Origin of the sequence: uncultured Brevundimonas sp. (genome assembly GCF_963975535.1) — a bacterium.
In the GTDB taxonomy this organism is placed as follows: Bacteria; Pseudomonadota; Alphaproteobacteria; order Caulobacterales; family Caulobacteraceae; genus Brevundimonas.
Genome location: NZ_CAXBHE010000006.1, coordinates 176,359 through 194,043 on the forward strand (window position 1 = coordinate 176,359; position 17,685 = coordinate 194,043).

The 17,685-nt window shown below is 68.0% G+C and carries 20 protein-coding genes and 1 tRNA gene; 8 read left to right on the forward strand and 13 right to left on the reverse strand.

The window, feature by feature from the left end; genetic code table 11:
• Together AACZ75_RS10600 and AACZ75_RS10605 are read left to right on the forward strand one after the other, a co-directional pair.
• Nucleotides 1-378, forward strand: a complete 378-nt coding sequence (locus AACZ75_RS10600) for a hypothetical protein (protein ID WP_339872819.1) — start codon at nucleotides 1-3, stop codon at nucleotides 376-378.
• A 149-nt stretch (nucleotides 379-527) separates the two neighbouring features.
• Nucleotides 528-1,319, forward strand: coding sequence for a DUF3313 family protein (locus AACZ75_RS10605; protein WP_339872820.1), 792 nt, complete (start codon nucleotides 528-530; stop codon nucleotides 1,317-1,319).
• Nucleotides 1,320-1,348: 29 nt separating this feature from the next.
• Here the strand turns inward: AACZ75_RS10605 and AACZ75_RS10610 are convergent, their stop codons facing one another.
• Nucleotides 1,349-2,017 carry a heme-binding protein gene (locus AACZ75_RS10610; RefSeq protein ID WP_339872821.1) on the reverse strand — a complete coding sequence of 223 codons (669 nt, stop codon included), beginning with the start codon at nucleotides 2,015-2,017 and terminating at the stop codon, nucleotides 1,349-1,351.
• A 134-nt stretch (nucleotides 2,018-2,151) separates the two neighbouring features.
• Nucleotides 2,152-2,730 (reverse strand): fasciclin domain-containing protein, encoded by a 579-nt coding sequence (locus AACZ75_RS10615; RefSeq protein ID WP_339872822.1) that lies wholly within the window; start codon nucleotides 2,728-2,730, stop codon nucleotides 2,152-2,154.
• Between the two features lie 254 nt (nucleotides 2,731-2,984).
• Between AACZ75_RS10615 and AACZ75_RS10620 the strand changes: the two genes are divergently transcribed.
• Nucleotides 2,985-3,887 carry a DUF481 domain-containing protein gene (locus AACZ75_RS10620; RefSeq protein ID WP_339872823.1) on the forward strand — a complete coding sequence of 301 codons (903 nt, stop codon included), beginning with the start codon at nucleotides 2,985-2,987 and terminating at the stop codon, nucleotides 3,885-3,887.
• A 408-nt stretch (nucleotides 3,888-4,295) separates the two neighbouring features.
• Here AACZ75_RS10620 and AACZ75_RS10625 read toward each other — a convergent pair.
• A tRNA-Ser gene (locus AACZ75_RS10625) sits at nucleotides 4,296-4,385 on the reverse strand.
• 99 nt (nucleotides 4,386-4,484) lie between these two features.
• Here AACZ75_RS10625 and AACZ75_RS10630 point away from each other — a divergent pair.
• The 5 genes from AACZ75_RS10630 to AACZ75_RS10650 are packed head-to-tail and all read left to right on the forward strand — an operon-like array spanning nucleotide 4,485 to nucleotide 8,580.
• Nucleotides 4,485-5,333, forward strand: a complete 849-nt coding sequence (locus AACZ75_RS10630; protein ID WP_339872824.1) for a septal ring lytic transglycosylase RlpA family protein — start codon at nucleotides 4,485-4,487, stop codon at nucleotides 5,331-5,333.
• A 49-nt stretch (nucleotides 5,334-5,382) separates the two neighbouring features.
• Nucleotides 5,383-6,009 (forward strand): dTMP kinase, encoded by a 627-nt coding sequence (gene tmk / locus AACZ75_RS10635; RefSeq protein ID WP_339872825.1) that lies wholly within the window; start codon nucleotides 5,383-5,385, stop codon nucleotides 6,007-6,009.
• Complete coding sequence (locus tag AACZ75_RS10640) at nucleotides 6,006-6,986, forward strand: DNA polymerase III subunit delta' (RefSeq protein ID WP_339872826.1); 981 nt, start codon at nucleotides 6,006-6,008, stop codon at nucleotides 6,984-6,986. Before tmk ends, AACZ75_RS10640 begins: the two co-directional genes overlap by 4 nt.
• A complete protein-coding gene (locus AACZ75_RS10645) occupies nucleotides 6,986-7,774 on the forward strand; it encodes a TatD family hydrolase (RefSeq protein ID WP_339872827.1) in 789 nt (262 codons plus the stop codon). The genes AACZ75_RS10640 and AACZ75_RS10645 overlap by 1 nt, the downstream gene beginning before the upstream one ends.
• The gene (locus AACZ75_RS10650) at nucleotides 7,771-8,580 is read left to right on the forward strand and encodes an MBL fold metallo-hydrolase (protein ID WP_339872828.1); all 810 of its coding nucleotides are present in this window, start codon (nucleotides 7,771-7,773) and stop codon (nucleotides 8,578-8,580) included. Before AACZ75_RS10645 ends, AACZ75_RS10650 begins: the two co-directional genes overlap by 4 nt.
• 94 nt (nucleotides 8,581-8,674) lie before the next feature.
• Here AACZ75_RS10650 and AACZ75_RS10655 read toward each other — a convergent pair whose 3' ends face one another.
• The 10 genes from AACZ75_RS10655 to rpmF form a co-directional block, all read right to left on the reverse strand.
• The gene (locus tag AACZ75_RS10655; RefSeq protein ID WP_339872829.1) at nucleotides 8,675-9,376 is read right to left on the reverse strand and encodes a VIT family protein; all 702 of its coding nucleotides are present in this window, start codon (nucleotides 9,374-9,376) and stop codon (nucleotides 8,675-8,677) included.
• Nucleotides 9,377-9,416: 40 nt separating this feature from the next.
• Nucleotides 9,417-10,820 (reverse strand): dihydrolipoyl dehydrogenase, encoded by a 1,404-nt coding sequence (gene lpdA / locus AACZ75_RS10660; protein WP_339872830.1) that lies wholly within the window; start codon nucleotides 10,818-10,820, stop codon nucleotides 9,417-9,419.
• 10 nt (nucleotides 10,821-10,830) lie between these two features.
• Nucleotides 10,831-12,090: a pyruvate dehydrogenase complex dihydrolipoamide acetyltransferase gene (locus AACZ75_RS10665; protein ID WP_339872831.1), complete on the reverse strand. Its 1,260-nt coding sequence runs from the start codon at nucleotides 12,088-12,090 to the stop codon at nucleotides 10,831-10,833.
• The gene (locus tag AACZ75_RS10670) at nucleotides 12,087-12,422 is read right to left on the reverse strand and encodes a DUF5076 domain-containing protein (RefSeq protein ID WP_339872832.1); all 336 of its coding nucleotides are present in this window, start codon (nucleotides 12,420-12,422) and stop codon (nucleotides 12,087-12,089) included. Before AACZ75_RS10670 ends, AACZ75_RS10665 begins: the two co-directional genes overlap by 4 nt.
• Complete coding sequence (locus tag AACZ75_RS10675) at nucleotides 12,419-13,807, reverse strand: pyruvate dehydrogenase complex E1 component subunit beta (RefSeq protein WP_339872833.1); 1,389 nt, start codon at nucleotides 13,805-13,807, stop codon at nucleotides 12,419-12,421. The genes AACZ75_RS10670 and AACZ75_RS10675 overlap by 4 nt, the downstream gene beginning before the upstream one ends.
• A gap of 3 nt (nucleotides 13,808-13,810) precedes the next feature.
• Nucleotides 13,811-14,839 (reverse strand): pyruvate dehydrogenase (acetyl-transferring) E1 component subunit alpha, encoded by a 1,029-nt coding sequence (gene pdhA, locus AACZ75_RS10680; RefSeq protein WP_339872834.1) that lies wholly within the window; start codon nucleotides 14,837-14,839, stop codon nucleotides 13,811-13,813.
• A 114-nt stretch (nucleotides 14,840-14,953) separates the two neighbouring features.
• Nucleotides 14,954-15,283 (reverse strand): septum formation initiator family protein, encoded by a 330-nt coding sequence (locus AACZ75_RS10685; protein ID WP_339872856.1) that lies wholly within the window; start codon nucleotides 15,281-15,283, stop codon nucleotides 14,954-14,956.
• A gap of 103 nt (nucleotides 15,284-15,386) precedes the next feature.
• Nucleotides 15,387-16,664, reverse strand: a complete 1,278-nt coding sequence (gene eno / locus AACZ75_RS10690) for a phosphopyruvate hydratase (protein ID WP_339872835.1) — start codon at nucleotides 16,662-16,664, stop codon at nucleotides 15,387-15,389.
• A gap of 65 nt (nucleotides 16,665-16,729) precedes the next feature.
• Nucleotides 16,730-17,323, reverse strand: a complete 594-nt coding sequence (locus AACZ75_RS10695) for a hypothetical protein (RefSeq protein WP_339872836.1) — start codon at nucleotides 17,321-17,323, stop codon at nucleotides 16,730-16,732.
• Between the two features lie 95 nt (nucleotides 17,324-17,418).
• Entirely contained in the window at nucleotides 17,419-17,601 is a 183-nt protein-coding gene (gene rpmF, locus AACZ75_RS10700) for a 50S ribosomal protein L32 (RefSeq protein WP_300445374.1), read from the reverse strand.
• Nucleotides 17,602-17,685: the final 84 nt, after the last annotated feature.

A 17,685-nucleotide genomic window follows, 5' to 3' on the forward strand; every position in this document is an offset into this window, starting at 1 on the left:
ATGCCTTGTTCCGACGAACTCCAGGGTTACGCCGTTCGGGACCTCCTCGAGGCCATCGCCGGGCAGGTCGATGATCTGGGGAAGGGGATTGAGGATCTCCAGGGGATTGCCGGCGAACTGGCGGCGGCACCGGATGGCGGCATTCCCCGCGAGCTTCTGATGCGACTCCAGCTCATTGACCGTGTCGCGCAACAGATCGCGGCACTGCCGGGGCTGGTCCGGGCCCTGAAGTCGGGTGTTCCGGAAGACCTTGCCCTCAACGCCCCGGATTCGCGCCGGGCCTATGCCGTGGCGCTGGCCGCCTGCCGGGGGGCCTCGGCCGCCCGTCCGGCGGAGGCCCCGGGCAGCGCGGGGGAATGCGAGCTCTGGCACAGCTGATGGGGTCGGCCGGGGGGCACCGCGCTTCCCGCCGACCAGGGCCCGGCTGCGGCAATGCGTGGGGTCGTCAGCGGCCCGCCGGGCGTCCACACTGGCGATTCGGCGAAACCTGTTGCGCCGGCCCCTGACTCACCGGAGCCACATCTTTCATGCCCCGTATCCTTTCCCTGCTGGCGGCGACCGGTCTGATTGCCCTCGGTGCCTGTCAGACCGCTCCCGAGGCGCAGTCCGGATTTCTCCAGTCCTATGCGGGACTGGCCGCGCCGGGGCAGAGCCTGCGAGCCTCGGTGCTGCAACGCCGGGACGACGACGCTGCGGCCGGGATCGAGCGCGTCTTCATCGCCCCGACCGTCCTGATCGAGGGAGCCGGTGCGGGCCTGCCGGCCAGTGACCTGGCCCGCGTGCTGCGGGAGGTCGACCGTCAGGTCTGCTATGAGGTCAGTGAACGGTTCACCGTCATCGCGGCCCCGGCGGCCGACGCGGCGACGATCCGGGCCGCGGTGGTGCGGATCGCGGCCACCGGCCAGGCCGGTTCGCTGGCGTCGGCGACGGCCGGCTTCTTCATTCCCGGTCCCGTCGGCGTGCGGGTGCCGGGCGCGACCGGCGGTCTGGCCGCCGAGGCCGAGTTGCTGGGGCCGGATGCGCGCCAGGTCGCAGCCGTCCTCTGGGCCCGCAATGCGACCGTGGTCGGAACCGACTCGCCGTCCCTGTCCCGGGTCGGCGATGCCCTGCAACTGGCCGAGCCGTTCGGGGATGCCGTCGGCGACGCCTTTTCCCCGCCTGACCGCAAACCCCGTCCCATCGCCCAACCGGACCCCTGCCGGCAGTTCGGTCCGCGGTTCAGCCCCGCCGGTCTGATCGCCGGCTTTGCCACCGGCCTCTATGTGCCGGAGCTGTCGGGCGAGACCAAACCGGACGCGGCGCAGACCGCGCCGGACTGATTCCACCTGGGCCGGACCGGAGGTCGCGTTCAGTCCGCCCGGGTCGCGGCGGCGTTCGTGCGTTCCACTCGGACGGCAACCTCGTTGCGGCGGAAGGTCGGGATGGTCCAGGGCGGATCATAGAACCACGCCACGGCCTCGGCGCGCGGACTCCAGCCGCTGCCGGCCAGTCCAGACAGGAGGTCGGCCGTGCGGGCGTCTACAGCGCGAGCCGAGCTGCCGCCGTTGAACGTCAGGACAGCGTAGGTTTCAGCGGGAACCACGACCAGCTGGACGGCGGGATCGCGCGGGACCGGCAAGGTCTCTATCGAATAGGCGGCGGGCATGAAGAACTGCACGGTCCAGCGGTCAGGGCCGGACGGCGTCTGGGCCACGGGTGCGGTCATGGAAATCCGCTCGGACCCGGTCACCGGGTCACCGGACTGGGCCACCGGGGCGGTCATGGCGATCGACATCCGCCGGTCGTTGCCGCCGAAGATGTAGCCGGCCAGTTTCTGGAAGCCGGCGTTGCGGGCCTCGGCATCGTCGCCCGTGACGACGGTCTGGGCGGCGATGCGTTCGCCGTAGCGGCGGATTTCCAGATCGCCGACCCGTGCCACGGCCTGATAGGCGGGCTCTTCCGTCCCGGATCGCTCCCCGACCGTCGAACAGGCCCCCGCCATCAGCGCGGCCGCGACTCCAACCCAGACTTTCAGCATTGCAGTTCTCCCTCTGAATGGCGGACCCGCTGACGCCACGGGACCGCACGGATGGTGGTCAAGACGCCGGCCAACAGCCGGTGCCGACGTGCGGAGGTGCCGCTCGGCACGTCCGCACGCGGGCGTAGCCGGGTCTACTGCGGCAGCGATACCGCATCGGTAACGTGAATCACGCCGTTCGACTGGAAGACGTCGGCCTGGGTCACGGTGGCGACGCCGCCGTTCTCGTCGGTCAGGATGACCGAGCCGTCGCGCAGCGACGCCGTCAGGGTATCTCCCGAGACGGTCGTGATCGCCGCGGACCCGCCGCCCGCCTGGATCAGGCCGATCACATCCGCGGCCGTCACGCGACCGGCGACCACATGATAGGTCAGGATCTTCGTCAGGGTGGCCCTGTTTTCCGGACGGACCAGGGTTTCGACGGTGCCGGCGGGCAGGGCGGCGAAGGCGGCGTCGGTCGGGGCGAAGACGGTGAAGGGGCCCGGGCCCGACAGGGTCTCGACCAGGCCAGCAGCGGTGACCGCGGCGACCAGGGTCGTGTGGATCGGCGAAGCGACCGCGTTCTCGACGATGGTCTTGCTCGGATACATGGCGGCCCCGCCAACGGTGACCGTGGCGTGGTTCATGCCGCCGTGGTGATCGGCGAGGGCCGCAGGGGCAGCGGCGAGCAGGGCGGCGGCCGAGGCGGCGCCGATGAGTGCTGAGAATTTCATGATGGGGTTCCTGGGCCGATCGCGTCGGTGCGATCCCCAACAGGGACGACGGCGGGCGGGTGTCGGATGCGCGCCCGGAGCATTGTGCGTCATCTGGCCGCGGCTGGTGGCCGTCGGGAGAGGGGGCGGGGCTTCCGAAAGGCCCGTCGTGCGCTGAGGCGGACCGACCTGGATTCACGCCGGCTCGCCTTAACGCGCCGGTTGTCCCGTGGTGTAAGGGGGCCTTCCTCCCCTATTGCCGCCCGGAGATCCCTGTGATCCGTCTGCTTGCCGTATGCGCTCTCCCTGTCGCCGGCCTCGCCGCGCTTGCCGGTCAGGCGCGGGCCGCCCCGATCCCGGAGCCGGTGGTGGCGATGATCGAGGCGTCGGCCGACAATCCCGATCATCTCACCACGATCGCCCGGATCGCCCGGATCACCAATCCCGACTCCATCGCCGAAATCGACGCCCGGGTTGCCGCGATCCGTGCCGCGACCGAGGAGCGGCGGGTGGCGACCCTGTCCGGGCAGGCCTTTCGCGAGGGCTGGTCCGGCCAGGGTCAGGCCGGTGGCGCGCTATCGACCGGCAACGCCGAGGACACAGGCCTGGTGCTCGGCGTCGATCTCAAGAAGGAAAGCCTGCGCTGGCGGCATCGGCTCAATGCCGTCGTCGACCACAAGACCAGCAACAGCGTGCAGACGCGCGAGCGGTACGCGGTCGGCTATCAGGGGGATTACAAGATCAGTGAGCGTCTCTACGCCAACCTGCTGGTCGGCTGGGAGCGGGATCCGTTCGCCGGGTTTGAGGGGCGGACCAGCGAGTCGGTCGGGGTCGGCTACCGGTTCCTGACCGGCCCGACCATGACGCTCGACGCCGACATCGGCGTCGCCGCGCGCCAGACCCGCTTCCTGGCCACCGGCGATGAGTCGACGGTCGGGGCCCGTCTGGGGCTGCGCTACGAGTGGACGTTGTCCCCGGACACCGTCTTCACCGAGGTCGCCTCGGCCTACCTCGACGGTAGCGGCACCACCGTCGAGTCGACCACGGCCATCACCACCCGGCTGTCCGGCGCGCTGTCCGGCCGGGCCTCGCTCAACGTGCGCCACGAAACCGACCCGCCGGTCGCCAGGGAGCCGACCGACACCGCTACCCGGTTCTCGCTGGTCTACGGCTTCTAGGTCAGCGACGGCGACTGTCAGCCCGGAGTCGCGGCGGCCGGACGCTCACCGGATGGCCCCGGTCTCGCGGCTGGCCGCGCGATGTGATGCGGCCAGCCGGACAACACCCGTACCGGGCCTCCGGATCCGTTCACTGGGGAGTCGGGGTCAGACGCAGGAGCCTTGCGTTGCTGGGACCATCCTCAAGCACCGCCCGGAGCCGGCTTGGCAATCAAACTGCCGTCGAAGGTGCTAGCGCCTAGGGGACAAACGGTACGTCCACGCGGCTGTGTCGGCCGGAAAATGTCTGCAATGCTGTTGGTCGGGAACTCCGACCGACGATCGGTCAACGGAGACGCTCGCCGAGTCTGCGGCCAGACAGCGCGCTCAGTGGATGCAGCCCCCCCAGGACGTCAGCGACTGACGGTGTGGCGGACAGGGTGGGATTCGAACCCACGGTAGGCTCACACCTACGGCGGTTTTCAAGACCGCTGCCTTAAACCACTCGGCCACCTGTCCTGCAGACCGGATTCGCAAATCCGGGGCGGGCGAGGGGGCATAGCAAACAAACGGCGGATTAACCAAAGCGGAAATCTCTTGGGGCATGCTCGGCTCATCATGAAAACTGTGCCGGCCGCCGTGACCACAAGACTGTCGAAGGGGCTCCTGATCCTGGGCCTGATGTCGCTGCTGGCCGCCTGCGCCAGTGCCGGCGCGCGGGACGGGGGCTATTCGGCCGCGGCGAGGGTCCCGGTGGTCACCGATCCGGCCCCGATCGTGTCCGGTACCATGCGGCCCTACCAGATCCGCGGCCAGTGGTACCGGCCGGTCGAGGATCCCGACTATGACGTAACCGGCCTGGCCTCCTGGTACGGCGACCAGTTCAACGGCCGCCCGACGGCGACCGGCGAGATTTTCGACATGCATGCCCTGACGGCCGCGCACAAGACCCTGCCGCTGCCGGGCCTGGTCGAGGTCACCAACCTGGCCAACGGACGCAGTGTGGTGTTGCGGGTCAATGACCGGGGCCCGTTCGTCGACAACCGCATCATCGACCTGTCGCGCGGCGCGGCCGAGGAACTGGGCCTGCTGGCGCGTGGCGTCGGCGAGGTGCGCGTGCGTTATCTGGGTCGGGCCCCGCGCCGGGGCGGCGGCATGCGGCTGCAGACGGCCTCGGCGACCGCGCCGGCCCGGGCACCGGCCCGTGCGTCGACCAGCGCGCCGGCCCCGGTGTACGGTGGCACGGCCTACTGGGTCCAGGCGGGGGCCTATGCGAATCGGCGCACGGCGCAGCGGATCGCCGGACGGCTGGGCGACAGCGCCACGGTCGATGTCGTCCAGACTGCCCAGGGCACCCTGTACCGGGTGCTGGTCGGTCCCTGGAGCGACGCCAACGCCGCGGAGCGGGCCCGTCAGGCCGTTCTGGCGCGCGGCGTCGACGACGCCCTGTTGATATCCGCCTCCTGATATCCGGCGAAGGCTTTGCACGGCCGTCCCGGGTCGCCATGGTGCGCCGGTGTCCCGTGGAATCTTCATCACTCTCGAAGGCGGCGAGGGAACCGGCAAGTCGACCCAGACCCGCCGGCTCGTCGAACGCCTGCGCGCCGAAGGTCGCGGCGTCGTGCAGACGCGCGAGCCCGGCGGTTCGACCGGGGCCGAGGCGATCCGCAACCTGGTCGTGGCCGGGGACGCCGAGCGCTGGTCGCCGCGCACCGAAACCCTGCTGATGTATGCGGCCCGCTCAGACCATCTGGAGCGGACGATCCGTCCGGCGCTCGAGGCCGGGCGCTGGGTCGTCTGTGACCGGTTCGCCGACTCCAGCCGGGCCTACCAGGGGGCCGGGGGGGGCGTGCCGCCGGCCTTCATTGAACAGCTGGACGCCGGTATCGTCGCCGGGGACCAGCCGGACCTGACTCTGGTGTTCGATCTGCCCGTCGAGGTCGGGCTGGAACGGGCCTTCGGGCGCGGCCTGTTCGAGACCCGGTTCGAGTCCAAGGGTGTGGCCTTCCATACCCGGCTGCGCGAGGGCTTTCTGGCGATCGTCCGCGACCATCCCGACCGCTGCGTCCTGATCGACGCCGATGGCACCGAGGATGAGGTCGAGGCCCGGGTCTGGGCCGCCGTCCAGGCGCGCGTGTCATGAGCGAGCATCCGCGGGAACGTTTCGACCTGATCCCGGACCGGGCGGCCGAGGCCGCCTTTGAGGCGGCCCGGGATCGCGGGCGGCTGCATCACGCCTGGCTGCTGTGCGGGGTCGAGGGCACGGGCAAGGCCAGTTTCGCCTATCGCGCCGCGCGCCGGCTGCTCGGCGCGGAACCGGACCCGACCCGGGGACCGCTCGGCGCGCGGCCATCCGATCCGGTCAGCCAGCTGGTTTCGGCCCAGTCACATCCGGACCTGATGGTGCTGGAACGGCTGGTCGAGGGGGGCAAGACCAAGAAATCCATCTCGGTTGACCAAGCGCGCGAGCTGCCGGAATTCTTCTCCAAGAGCCCGTCGCGGGCCCGGTACCGGGTGGCGATCGTCGATGCCGCCGATGACTTGAATCTGAATGCAGCCAATGCCTTGTTGAAAGTTCTTGAGGAGCCACCGGCGCAGGGGGTGTTGTTCCTGGTGACCCATGCGCCGGGGCGGCTGCTGCCGACGATCCGATCGCGCTGTCGCCGTCTCGCCTTTCCGGTCTGGACCCCGGCGACGCTGGAGCAGCTGCTGCGCGAACGCGCGGGCCTTGAGGCCGACGAGGCGGGGCGGATCGCCGGTCTGGCCAACGGGTCGCCGGGTGCGGCCCTGGGCCTGGCCTCGGGCGCGACGCTGGAGGCCGACCGGCTGGCGCGCAGCTGGGTCGAGGCGGCCACGGTCGACCGGGCCGAGGCCCTGGCCATCGCCGACGGGTTCCGTGGCGCAGAGGGGCAGGCGCGGTTCGAGACCCTGATGGATCGGCTGATCGCGGCGGTGAAGGTGAGGGCCCTGAATGAGGGCAGGGGGCAGGGGGCCCGCTGGGCCGAGCTGTGGACCCGGCTGTCGGACCTGCCGGACCGTACCGCCGGGCTCAACCTGGATCGTGGCGATGTGCTGGCCGGGGCGCTCGCCGATCTGGCGCGGACCAAGGCAGCCGGCTGATGCTGATCGACAGCCACGTTAACCTGCATGCGCCGCAGTTCGACGAGGACCGTGACGCCGTGATCGCCCGGGCCCGCGCCGCCGGGGTCGGTCTGATGGTCGAAATCTCCGACCGGCTGACCACCTTTGAGGCCACCCACGCGCTGGCCATGGCCCATGATGACATCTGGTGCACGGTCGGCGTCCATCCGCATGAGGCGAAGGATGCGGCTGATCTGACGGCGCAGACCCTGATCGATCTGGCGGCGCGGCCCCGGGTGGTCGGGATCGGCGAGTGCGGGCTGGACTTCCACTATGACCTGAGCCCGCGCGACATCCAGGCGACGGTGTTCCGCCAGCATATCGCCGCCGCGCGCGAGACCGGCCTGCCGCTGGTCGTGCATACGCGCGAGGCCGACGCCGTCATGGGCACAATCCTGGCCGAGGAACATGCCGTCGGGCCATTCAAACTGCTAATGCATTGCTATACTAGTGGTCAGGAACTCGCTGATCTGGCAGTTAAATTGGGGGCCTGGTTCTCGGTGTCGGGCATCGCCACGTTCAAGACCGCAGAAGCGGTCCGGGCCGTGATCCGGACCCTGCCGGCCGACCGGATCATCGTCGAGACCGACTGCCCCTATCTGGCCCCGATGCCGCATCGCGGCCGGCGCAACGAGCCGGCCTATGTCGGCCATGTGCTCGAGAAGCTGGCCGAAATCCGTGGCTGGAGCGCCGAAGAGGCCGACCGGCACACGACCGACGCCTTCTTCGCCCTGTTCGACCGCGTTCCGCGTCCGGTGGACGCATGAGCACGCCCGGCGAGCTGGAGGTGGTGATTCTGGGCTGCGGATCGTCCGGCGGCGTGCCGCGTGGTGACGGCGACTGGGGCAGTTGCGATCCGGCCGAGCCGAGGAACCGCCGCAGCCGCTGTTCGCTGCTGCTGCGCCGCCACGGGCCTGACGGCGTCACCAGCGTGCTGATTGACACCTCGCCGGATATCCGGAGCCAGGCTCTGGCGGCCGGGATCAAACACGTCGACGCCGTCCTTTACACCCATGACCATGCCGACCAGACCCACGGCATCGATGACCTGCGCGTGTTCGCCATGCGGGCGCGCGGGCGGATTCCAGCCTGGATGGACGCGACGACGCGCGCAGCCCTGACCGGACGGTTTCCCTATATCTTCGACAGCGTCGAGGGCTATCCGGCCATTCTTGAGCCCCAGGATGTCCCGCCGCATGGCGAGGCCTGGAGCGTTAACGGCGCCGGAGGTCCCATCCCCGTTAACACCTTTGACCAGGCCCACGGGCCGATCCGGTCGGTGGGCTACCGCATCGGTCCGGTGGTCTATTCCAGCGACGTCTCGGGTCTCGACGAAGCGGCGCTCGACGCGGTGCGTGGGGCCGAGCTCTGGATCGTCGACGCCTTGCGCTGGACGCCGCATCCGACGCACGCGCATCTGGACCGGACGCTGGACTGGATCGCGCGGTCCGGTGCTGCGAGATCGGTGCTGACCAATCTGCATCTTGATCTGGATTACAATGTCTTGTCTGTGGTGGTTCCGCGTGGCGTTGAAGTGGCCTTCGATGGCTGGAGCGACCGGTTTTCGCTGTAACTGGCCCTTTCAGCCTCGTTTTCCCGGCCTCTAGTTTCGCATAATATATCTTAGGCGATAAATGGATCGTGCAATCGGGGCTTGGTTTCGGCCGCTATGCGACGATGCCGAACACCGTGCCAATCCCGGCAGTGACGGCCAGGGCCGCCGCCCCCCAGAACACGACGCGGGCCACCGGCCGCATCAAACTGGCCCCGCCCGCTCGGGCACCGGCCGCGCCCAGGGCCGCGAGAAAAATCAGCGACGTCGCGCTGACCAGCGGAACGGTCAGGCTGGTCGGTGCCAGGCTGACGACGATCAGCGGGGCCGCCGCGCCCACGGCAAAGGTCACGGCCGAGGTCCACGCCGCCTCGATCGGGCGCGCGGTGCTGATTTCGGAAATGCCCAGTTCGTCGCGGGCGTGGGCCCCGAGGGCGTCCCTGGCCATCAGCTGGGTGGCGACCTGGACAGCCAGGTCCGGGGTCAGGCCGCGGCTGATGTAGATTCCGGCCAGTTCGTGGTGCTCGGCCTCGGGATTGGTCGCCAGTTCCTCGGCCTCGCGGGCCAGGTCGGCCTTTTCGGTGTCGGACTGGGAACTGACCGAAACATACTCCCCCGCGGCCATCGACAGGGCTCCGGCGACCAGCCCGGCCCCGCCGGCGATCAGGATGGCGCTTCGGGAGGATCCGGCGGCGGCGACGCCGACGATCAGGCTGGCGGTCGAGACGATACCGTCATTGGCCCCGAGCACAGCGGCGCGCATCCAGCCAATGCGGGACATCTGGTGGGACTCACCATGGGCATGAAGACGGCTCATGCGGGCATTCGACGCCCTGCCGTCCGCCATGGCAAGGCTTCTACAGGTGGATCATGCGGCTGTAGGCGTCCAGCGCGGACTCATGCATTGCTTCGGACATGGTCGGGTGCGGATAGACGGTGCCGTGCAGGTCTTCCTCGGTCGCCTCCATGGTGATGGCGGTGACGAAGCCCTGGATCATCTCCGTGACCTCGGCCCCGATCATGTGGGCTCCGATCAGAGCCCCGGTTCTGACGTCGAAGATCGTCTTGACGAAACCGTCGGTGTCACCGGCGGCGATGGCCTTGCCGTTCACCTTGAAGGGGAAGCGACCGACCTTGACCTCGCGCCCGGCCTCGCGGGCCCCCTGCTCCGTGATCCCGACCGAGGCGATCTGGGGCTGCGAATAGGTGCAGCCGGCGATCGGCGAATGGACGTTGGGCGTCTTCCAGGCGGCGATATGCTCGGCGGCGTGGATTCCTTCGTGCGAGGCCTTGTGCGCCAGCCACGGGGCCCCGGCGCAGTCGCCGATGGCGTACAGGCCCTTCACATTGGTCTGGCAGTGGCTGTCGGTGGTGATGTGGCCGCGATCCATCTTGACGCCCAGGGCTTCCAGACCGATGCCGTCAGTATTGGCGGTGATGCCGACCGCCGAGATGCAGACCTCGGCTTCGAGGGTTTCGGTCTTGCCACCGGCCTCTATGGCGACCTGCACGCCCTTTCCGCTCTTCGACACCTTGGTGACCTTGGCGTCGACGCGGAATTTGAAGCCGCGTTTCTCGAAGGATTTCTGCGCCGCCTTCGACACTTCCTCATCCTCGACGGGCAGGATGCGCGGCAGGGCCTCGACGACGGTGACGTCGACGCCGAGGGCGCGATAGAAGCTGCCGAACTCTATGCCGATGGCCCCTGAGCCGATGACGATGATGGATTTGGGCAGGCTCTTGGGGGCCATGGCCTCGCGATAGGCCCAGATGCGCTCGCCGTCGGCCTCGAGGCCGATCTGCGGCAGGGCCCTGGCCCGGGCCCCGACCGCCAGCATGACGGTCTTTGCCGCGACCGTGCGGCTGCCACCGGCCTTGAGGGCGATGACCACCTTCGGGGCGGTACTGCCCTTTTCAAGCGCCGCGGTCCCCTCGATGACCTCGATCTTGTTCTTCTTCATCAGATAGCCGACGCCGGCGTTCAGCTGTTTGGCCACGCCACGCGAACGGGCGATGATGGCGTCGAAATCGAAGCCGACCTTCTCGGCCGACAGGCCGAATTCCTTCAGGTGCGAAAGGCTTTCGAACTTCTCGCCCGACTTGAGCAGCGCCTTGGTCGGGATACAGCCCCAGTTCAGGCAGATGCCGCCGAGGTTCTCGCGCTCGACGATGCCGACCTTCAGGCCCAGCTGTGTGGCGCGGATGGCGGCGACATAGCCGCCCGGACCCGAGCCGATGACGAGGAGATCGAATTCAGCCACGGTGTCGTCCTTACGCCAGCATCGTCACAGGGTTCTCGATCATCGCCTTGAACACCTGCAGGAATTTCGCACCGATCGCGCCGTCGACGACACGGTGATCGCAGGTCAGGGTCACGGTCATCACCGTGGCCACGGCCAGCTGGCCGTCGCGGACGACCGGGCGGGGCTCCCCTGCCCCGACGCTCATGATCGCGCCCTGGGGCTCGTTGATGATCGAGGCGAAGGATTTGATGCCGAACATACCCAGGTTGGAGACCGAGAAGGTGCCGCCCTGGAACTCGTCGGGCTTCAGCTTGCGGTCGCGGGCCCGTTTGGCGAGATCTTTCGACGCCGTGGCGATCTGCGACAGGGACTTGGTCTCGGCCTTGCGGATGATCGGGGTGATCAGGCCGCCGTCGATGGCCACCGCCATGGCCACATCGGCTTGGTGATGCAGGGCGATGCCGTCGGGTGAATAGCTGGCATTGGCCTCCGGTACGGCCTTCAAGGCCATGGCCGAGGCCTTGATGATGAAGTCGTTGACCGAGACCTTGATGCCCTGGGGTTCCAGCAGGGCGTTGACCCGGACCCGCGAGGCCAGAAGGCCGTCGATGTCGCAGTCGATAGTCAGGGGGAAGTGCGGCACGTCACGGAAGCTGTCGGTCAGGCGCCGGGCGATGGCCTTGCGCATGCCGTCCAGCGGGATCAGGTCGTAGCTTCCGTCCGGAATACCCATCTGGGCCAGCGACTGAACCTTGCGCGGCTCGGCGCTGGTGGTCGCCGCAGCGGATGTCGGCCGGGCACCGCCCTTGCCGGCGGCCTCGACGTCGCGTTTGACGATGCGGCCGTGTGGACCGGTGCCGGTCACGGTGTTCAGGTCCAGACCGGCCTGTTCGGCCAGGCGCCGGGCCAGGGGCGAGGCGAAAACGCGCGCGCCGTCGGCCCGTTTGGCGGCCGGTGCAGCCTTGACCGGCTCGGCCTTCGCCGGGGCGGGTTCAGCCTTTGCTTCCGTCCCGGGTGTCCCGGCTCGCGGTGCCGGCGCAGCGGTTTCGCCGTCCTGCTTCAGCCGGGCGATCGGCGCGTTGACCTTCACACCCTCGGTGCCCTCGGCGACGAGGATCTCGGTGATCTCGCCCTCGTCGACGGCCTCGACCTCCATGGTCGCCTTGTCGGTCTCGATCTCGGCCATGACATCACCGGCCTTGACCATGTCGCCAACCTTGACGTGCCATTTGGAGAGGACGCCCTCCTCCATCGTGGGCGACAGGGCGGGCATCAGGATGTCGGTCATTGGGTCTCCCCGGATGCCTCGACCTTTTCACCGGCCGCGGCGGCGGCGCGGATCCCCGCCGAGCGGTCGTGGGCGTCAGACCAGGACTGACGGATGGTGTCGAGGACCTCTTCCTGGTTCAGGCCGCGGCGCTCGGCATAGGCGCGCGAGAAATGCCAGGCGGCCTCGGCCAGAACGCTGCCGACCATCCGTTCGTCATTCAGGACCGGACGCAGGATCATCTGCGGGCGATCGCCGCCCCACCAGATGCGGATCAGTTCGGAGACGTCATCGGTACGGCCGCTCTCCAGCAGTTCGGGCGGAATCGGCAGGGCCTTGCTTTCAACAGTCATCGCATAACGTCCTTCACAGCCTTGATGATCTTGTCCGCGCCCGGCAGGGACAGCACCTCCAGATTGGCGGCATAGGGCAGCGGCACGTCTTCCTGATGCACCCGCAGCGGCGGGGCGTCGAGATAGTCGAACGCATGTTCGATGACCCGGGCCACGACCTCGGCCCCGACGCCCATCGGGCCCCAGCCTTCCTCGGCGCTGACCAGTCGGCTGGTCTTCTTCACGCTCTCGACGATGGTCTCGTGGTCCAGTGGACGCAGGGTCCGCAGGTCGATGACCTCGCAGCTGATGCCTTCGCCGGCCAGGGTTTCTGCGGCCTGGAGGGCGAAGCCGACCATGCGGCTGTGCGCGGTGATGGTGACGTCCGTGCCCTCGCGACGCACCTTGGCCTTGCCGATCGGCACGACCCAGTCGTCCATCTCCGGAACGTCGAACTCGATGCCGTACATCATCTCATGCTCGAGGAAGACGACGGGGTTCGGATCGCGGATCGCCGCCTTCAGCAGGCCCTTGGCGTCGGCGGCATCATAGGGCGCGATCACCTTGAGACCGGGAACCTGGGCGTACCAGGCCGAATAGTCCTGGCTGTGCTGGGCTCCGACGCGGCTGGCCGCGCCATTGGGGCCGCGGAAAACGATGTCGGCGCGGATCTGGCCGCCCGACATGTACAGTGTCTTGGCCGCCGAGTTGATGATGTGGTCGATGGCCTGCATGGCGAAATTGAAGGTCATGAATTCGACGATCGGTTTCAGCCCGGCCATGGCCGCGCCGACGCCGAGGCCGGCGAAGCCGTGCTCCGTGATCGGGGTGTCGACCACGCGCTTGTCGCCGAACTCCTGCAGCAGCTCGCGGCTGACCTTGTAGGCCCCCTGGTACTGGGCGACCTCCTCGCCGATCAGAAAAACGGCGTCGTCGCGGCGCATCTCCTCGGCCATGGCGTCGCGAAGGGCGTCGCGGACCGTGGTGCGCACCATCTTCGTGCCTTCAGGAATGTTGGCGTCACGCAGCTCGACCCTCGGAACGGCGGTTTTGCCCCCCTCCCCGGCTTCGCCGGTACTCCCCCCGGTGGGGGGAGAAAGAGTGTCCGATTGTCCCCCCGCCGGGGGGGGCGAGGCCGCAGGCTTCGAGGGGGTGGCTGTAGCCCCGTCCTCACCCGCCAGGCGGGCGATCGGCGTATTGACCTTCACGTTCTCGGAGCCTTCGGCCACCAGGATTTCCAGCACCTCACCCTCGTCGACGGCCTCGACCTCCATCGTGGCCTTGTCGGTTTCGATCTCGGCGATCACCTGGCCGGCCGAGACGGTGTCCCCGGCCTTGATGTGCCATTTGGTCAGCGTGCCCTCTTCCATCGTGGGGGACAGCGCCGGCATCAGAATGTCGGTCAACGCTCAGGCCTCCACATAGACGTCGGTGTAGAGCTCGGACGGGTCCGGCTCCGGGCTTTCCTGGGCGAAGCGGACAGCCTCGGCGACGATGGCCTTGACCTCGGCATCGATGGCCTTGATCTCGTCGTCGGTGGCCTTGGCTTCCGCCAGCAGCAGTTTGATGTGGTCGATCGGGTCGCGGGTCTTCTTGACCTCGTCAACCTCTTCCTTGGACCGGTATTTGGCCGGATCACTCATCGAGTGGCCGCGATAGCGATAGGTCTTCACCTCGAGGATGAAGGGGCCGCCGCCTTCCCTCGCCCGCTTGACCGCCTTGGCGACGGCGTCCCGCACCGCCAGGACGTCCATGCCGTCGACCTGCTCGCCCGGGATGCCGAAACTGGCCCCGCGCTGGCTCAGGTCGGTCGTGGACGAGGAGCGTTCGATGCTCGTGCCCATGGCGTACTGGTTGTTCTCGATGATGTAGATGGCCGGCAGCTTCCACAGCTGGGCCATGTTGAAGCTCTCATAGACCTGGCCCTGGTTGGCCGCGCCATCGCCGAAATAGATAAACGCCACCGAGTCATCGCCGCGATAGCGACCGCTGAAGGCCAGGCCGGTGCCCAGCGCCACCTGGGCCCCGACGATGCCGTGACCGCCGTAGAAGCCGGTGGCAGTGTCGAACATGTGCATCGACCCGCCCTTGCCCTTGGACGACCCGCCCGCGCGGCCGGTCAGTTCGGCCATCACCGCGTTCGGGTCCATGCCGGCGGCCAGCATATGGCCGTGATCGCGATAGCCGGTGATGATCTTGTCATGACCCTGGCGCACGCTTTCCTGCACCCCGACGGCCACGGCTTCCTGACCGATGTACAGGTGGCAGAAGCCACCGATCAGGCCCATGCCGTAGAGCTGGCCAGCCCGTTCCTCAAAACGGCGGATCAGCACCATCTCGCGGTAAAAGCGCAGCAGGTCCTCCCTGGAGGCCGTCGGCGTATTGGGCAATTTGGTCGCCTTGCTGGAAACAGCTTTGGCGGCGGGGGCCTTCGCCATCCGTCATCTCCCGGCTGGGCCCCCGTATGAAGGGCCTCTTGTCGTTACGGATAGGGGCTTTAGCAGCCTTCGTTCCCCAAAGGCAAAGCGCCCTGTCGGCCCTGTAACGAAAGTTCAGGACTTCCGGGAGGTTGCCCTGCCGGGCACGCTGGTCCGGCCGGTGTCGGCAATCTGGATCACATAGTCGCGAGGGTCGGCGAAACCGATGACGGCCCGGGCCCGCTCCTCCAGCAGATCGCGCGACAGGCTGTCGCTGCGCAGATAGCGCACGCGGACCTCAAGGTCGCTGCGCTCGGCCACAATGCGGTTCAGCTGGGTTTCACGCGCGTTCAGCACGGCGTCGCGCTGGCCGCCACTCAGCAGGCCGCGCTGGCCGGTCAGGGCCTGAACGCCGAGATAGACGATCATCAGCAACAGGCAGGCAGACAGGGTGTAGGGCTTCATCCGTTCAGGCACCACATACGCTCCTTCTGAGCGCGCACTCGTAATGACTGAAACCTGACCGGAAATGCCTAACAAACCGTAGCTTGGCCGTAGGCCTTGCGATCTATTTGAGCAGCATGCCGTCGCCGAAATAGACGCCCTGGTCGCCGAGCATCTCCTCGATGCGCAGCAACTGGTTGTATTTGGCAGTACGGTCCGAGCGCGCCAGCGACCCCGTCTTGATCTGTCCGCAGTTGGTGGCCACGGCCAGATCGGCGATGGTCGAGTCCTCGGTCTCGCCCGACCGGTGGCTCATCACCGCCGTATAGCCGGCGCGCTGGGCCATATCGACGGCATCCAGGGTCTCGGACAGGGTGCCGATCTGATTGACCTTGATCAGGATGGAATTGGCGAGACCCTCGCCGATACCGGCAGCCAGGCGGATCGGATTGGTCACGAACAGATCGTCGCCGACGATCTGGACCCGGTCGCCGAGACGGTCGGTCAGTTGCTTCCAGCCGTCGAAATCATCCTCGGCACAGCCGTCCTCGATCGAGATGATCGGGAAACGTTCGCACAGGTCGGCCAGATAGTTGACCATGCCGTCCTGGTCGAGGGTCTTGCCCTCCCCCGCCAGCACGTATTTGCCGTCCTTGAAGAACTCGGTGGCGGCCACGTCGAGGCCAAGGTGGAAGTCCTCGCCGGCAAGATAGCCCGCGGCCTGGCCGGCGCGGGTGATGAAGGCCAGGGCCTCTTCGGCCGACCCGAGGTTGGGGGCGAAGCCGCCCTCGTCGCCGACATTGGTGTTGTGGCCGGCATCCTTGAGTTGTTTCTTCAGGGCATGGAAGATCTCGGCCCCCATGCGCAGCGCTTCCGAGAAGCTGTCCGCCCCGGTCGGCAGGATCATGAACTCCTGGATGTCGATCGGATTGTCGGCATGAGCCCCGCCGTTGATGATGTTCATCATCGGCGTCGGCAACACCCGGGCCGTGACCCCGCCCAGGTAGCGGTAGAGCGGCAGGTTGGACGAGATGGCGCTGGCCTTGGCGCAGGCCAGGGACACGCCGAGGATGGCATTGGCCCCGAGTCGGCCCTTGTTCTCGGTGCCGTCCAGGGTGATCAGGGCCTCGTCGATGCGGCGCTGGTCCTCGGCGTCCATGCCGGACAGGGCGTCGAAGATCTCGCCGTTGACGGCGTCGACGGCCTTGCCGACGCCCTTGCCGCCCCAGAGGTCCTTGTCTCCATCGCGCAGTTCCACGGCTTCATGGGCCCCGGTCGAGGCCCCCGACGGCACGGCGGCCCGACCGAAGCTGCCGTCATCAAGGATCACATCGACCTCGACCGTCGGATTGCCGCGGCTGTCGAGGATCTGGCGGGCGACAATGTCGGCGATGTCGGTCATGGAACGGCTCTGTTCAGGGAGGGGGACCCGCGCGGTGTAGCCCAGCCGTCCCGATACGCCAATGGTCAGGCGCAGCCTTCGACATACAGGATCGAGGGCCCGCCGACGGCGATGGCCTGGACCCGTCCGTCAGCGCCGATGTTGTAGCGTATGCCCCGTGCCGCCGGGCCGTCATGGTCGGCCGTCGTCCACACGGTGATGTATTCCGCCGGGGCATCGACATATTTGTGCGGGGTGACCCGGGCATCGGCACCGTAGGCTTGTTTCACCGCCACGGCCGTGTCGCCGATGCCGAGGCCGCGGTCGGTCTTGAGGACGCCGGTGCTGGCCAGTTGAACGCTGGTCAGCACGCCGTCTTCCACCATGACGTACAGACCTTCCGGGGCCCTCGCGGGGTGGAACATGTCGCAGGAGGCGGGGTCGGGACCGCCGATGGCATTCGGGTTGTCGTTTTCGCCCATGGCGGCAATCACCTCAGCGCGGGTCATGCCAATCCGCAGCGGCCCAAAGCCTTGGGCTGTGAGTTGGTCGGCGGGCGTCGGGGGCGTGACCGGCGTTGCGGGCGGCGGCGTGGTCTCCGGGGGCGGAGCCGGCACCGGGGCGTTGCAGGCGGACAGGCCCAGAAGGGCGACGGATCCCAGGGCGACGATACGGAACATGGCGGGTCTCCAGATTGTGGTCCGGGACAGCAACGCACGAAAACGGCGCGCGATGTCATCGCGCGCCGTCAATTCGTTCAGGCCGTTGGAAAAACCTAGTCTTCCTTGGGCGTCATCACCTGGCGACCGCGGTAGGTGCCGGTCTTCAGGTCGATGTGGTGCGAGCGACGCAGCTCGCCCGTGTCCTTGTCCTCGACATAGGGGTTGGCCCCCAGGGAGTCGTGGGCGCGGCGCATATTGCGACGCGAGGGCGATACTTTGCGCTTGGGAACAGCCATGACCGTCTCGATCTCAGGGTCGGTGCGCCGGTGAAGGCGCGAAAACAGATGCGGCGGCCCTCGGAAGAGCCGCCACGTGAGCGG

Bases quoted from the DNA above. Each gene is read 5' to 3' on its own strand.
- AACZ75_RS10600 (WP_339872819.1), top strand. From the start codon at position 1: ATGCCTTGTTCCGACGAACTCCAGGGTTACGCCGTTCGGGACCTCCTC.
- AACZ75_RS10605 (WP_339872820.1), top strand. From the start codon at position 528: ATGCCCCGTATCCTTTCCCTGCTGGCGGCGACCGGTCTGATTGCCCTC.
- AACZ75_RS10610 (WP_339872821.1), bottom strand. From the start codon at position 2,017: ATGCTGAAAGTCTGGGTTGGAGTCGCGGCCGCGCTGATGGCGGGGGCC.
- AACZ75_RS10615 (WP_339872822.1), bottom strand. From the start codon at position 2,730: ATGAAATTCTCAGCACTCATCGGCGCCGCCTCGGCCGCCGCCCTGCTC.
- AACZ75_RS10630 (WP_339872824.1), top strand. From the start codon at position 4,485: ATGAAAACTGTGCCGGCCGCCGTGACCACAAGACTGTCGAAGGGGCTC.
- AACZ75_RS10640 (WP_339872826.1), top strand. From the start codon at position 6,006: ATGAGCGAGCATCCGCGGGAACGTTTCGACCTGATCCCGGACCGGGCG.
- AACZ75_RS10645 (WP_339872827.1), top strand. From the start codon at position 6,986: ATGCTGATCGACAGCCACGTTAACCTGCATGCGCCGCAGTTCGACGAG.
- AACZ75_RS10650 (WP_339872828.1), top strand. From the start codon at position 7,771: ATGAGCACGCCCGGCGAGCTGGAGGTGGTGATTCTGGGCTGCGGATCG.
- AACZ75_RS10655 (WP_339872829.1), bottom strand. From the start codon at position 9,376: ATGAGCCGTCTTCATGCCCATGGTGAGTCCCACCAGATGTCCCGCATT.
- AACZ75_RS10665 (WP_339872831.1), bottom strand. From the start codon at position 12,090: ATGACCGACATCCTGATGCCCGCCCTGTCGCCCACGATGGAGGAGGGC.
- AACZ75_RS10670 (WP_339872832.1), bottom strand. From the start codon at position 12,422: ATGACTGTTGAAAGCAAGGCCCTGCCGATTCCGCCCGAACTGCTGGAG.
- pdhA (WP_339872834.1), bottom strand. From the start codon at position 14,839: ATGGCGAAGGCCCCCGCCGCCAAAGCTGTTTCCAGCAAGGCGACCAAA.
- AACZ75_RS10685 (WP_339872856.1), bottom strand. From the start codon at position 15,283: ATGAAGCCCTACACCCTGTCTGCCTGCCTGTTGCTGATGATCGTCTAT.
- eno (WP_339872835.1), bottom strand. From the start codon at position 16,664: ATGACCGACATCGCCGACATTGTCGCCCGCCAGATCCTCGACAGCCGC.
- AACZ75_RS10695 (WP_339872836.1), bottom strand. From the start codon at position 17,323: ATGTTCCGTATCGTCGCCCTGGGATCCGTCGCCCTTCTGGGCCTGTCC.
- rpmF (WP_300445374.1), bottom strand. From the start codon at position 17,601: ATGGCTGTTCCCAAGCGCAAAGTATCGCCCTCGCGTCGCAATATGCGC.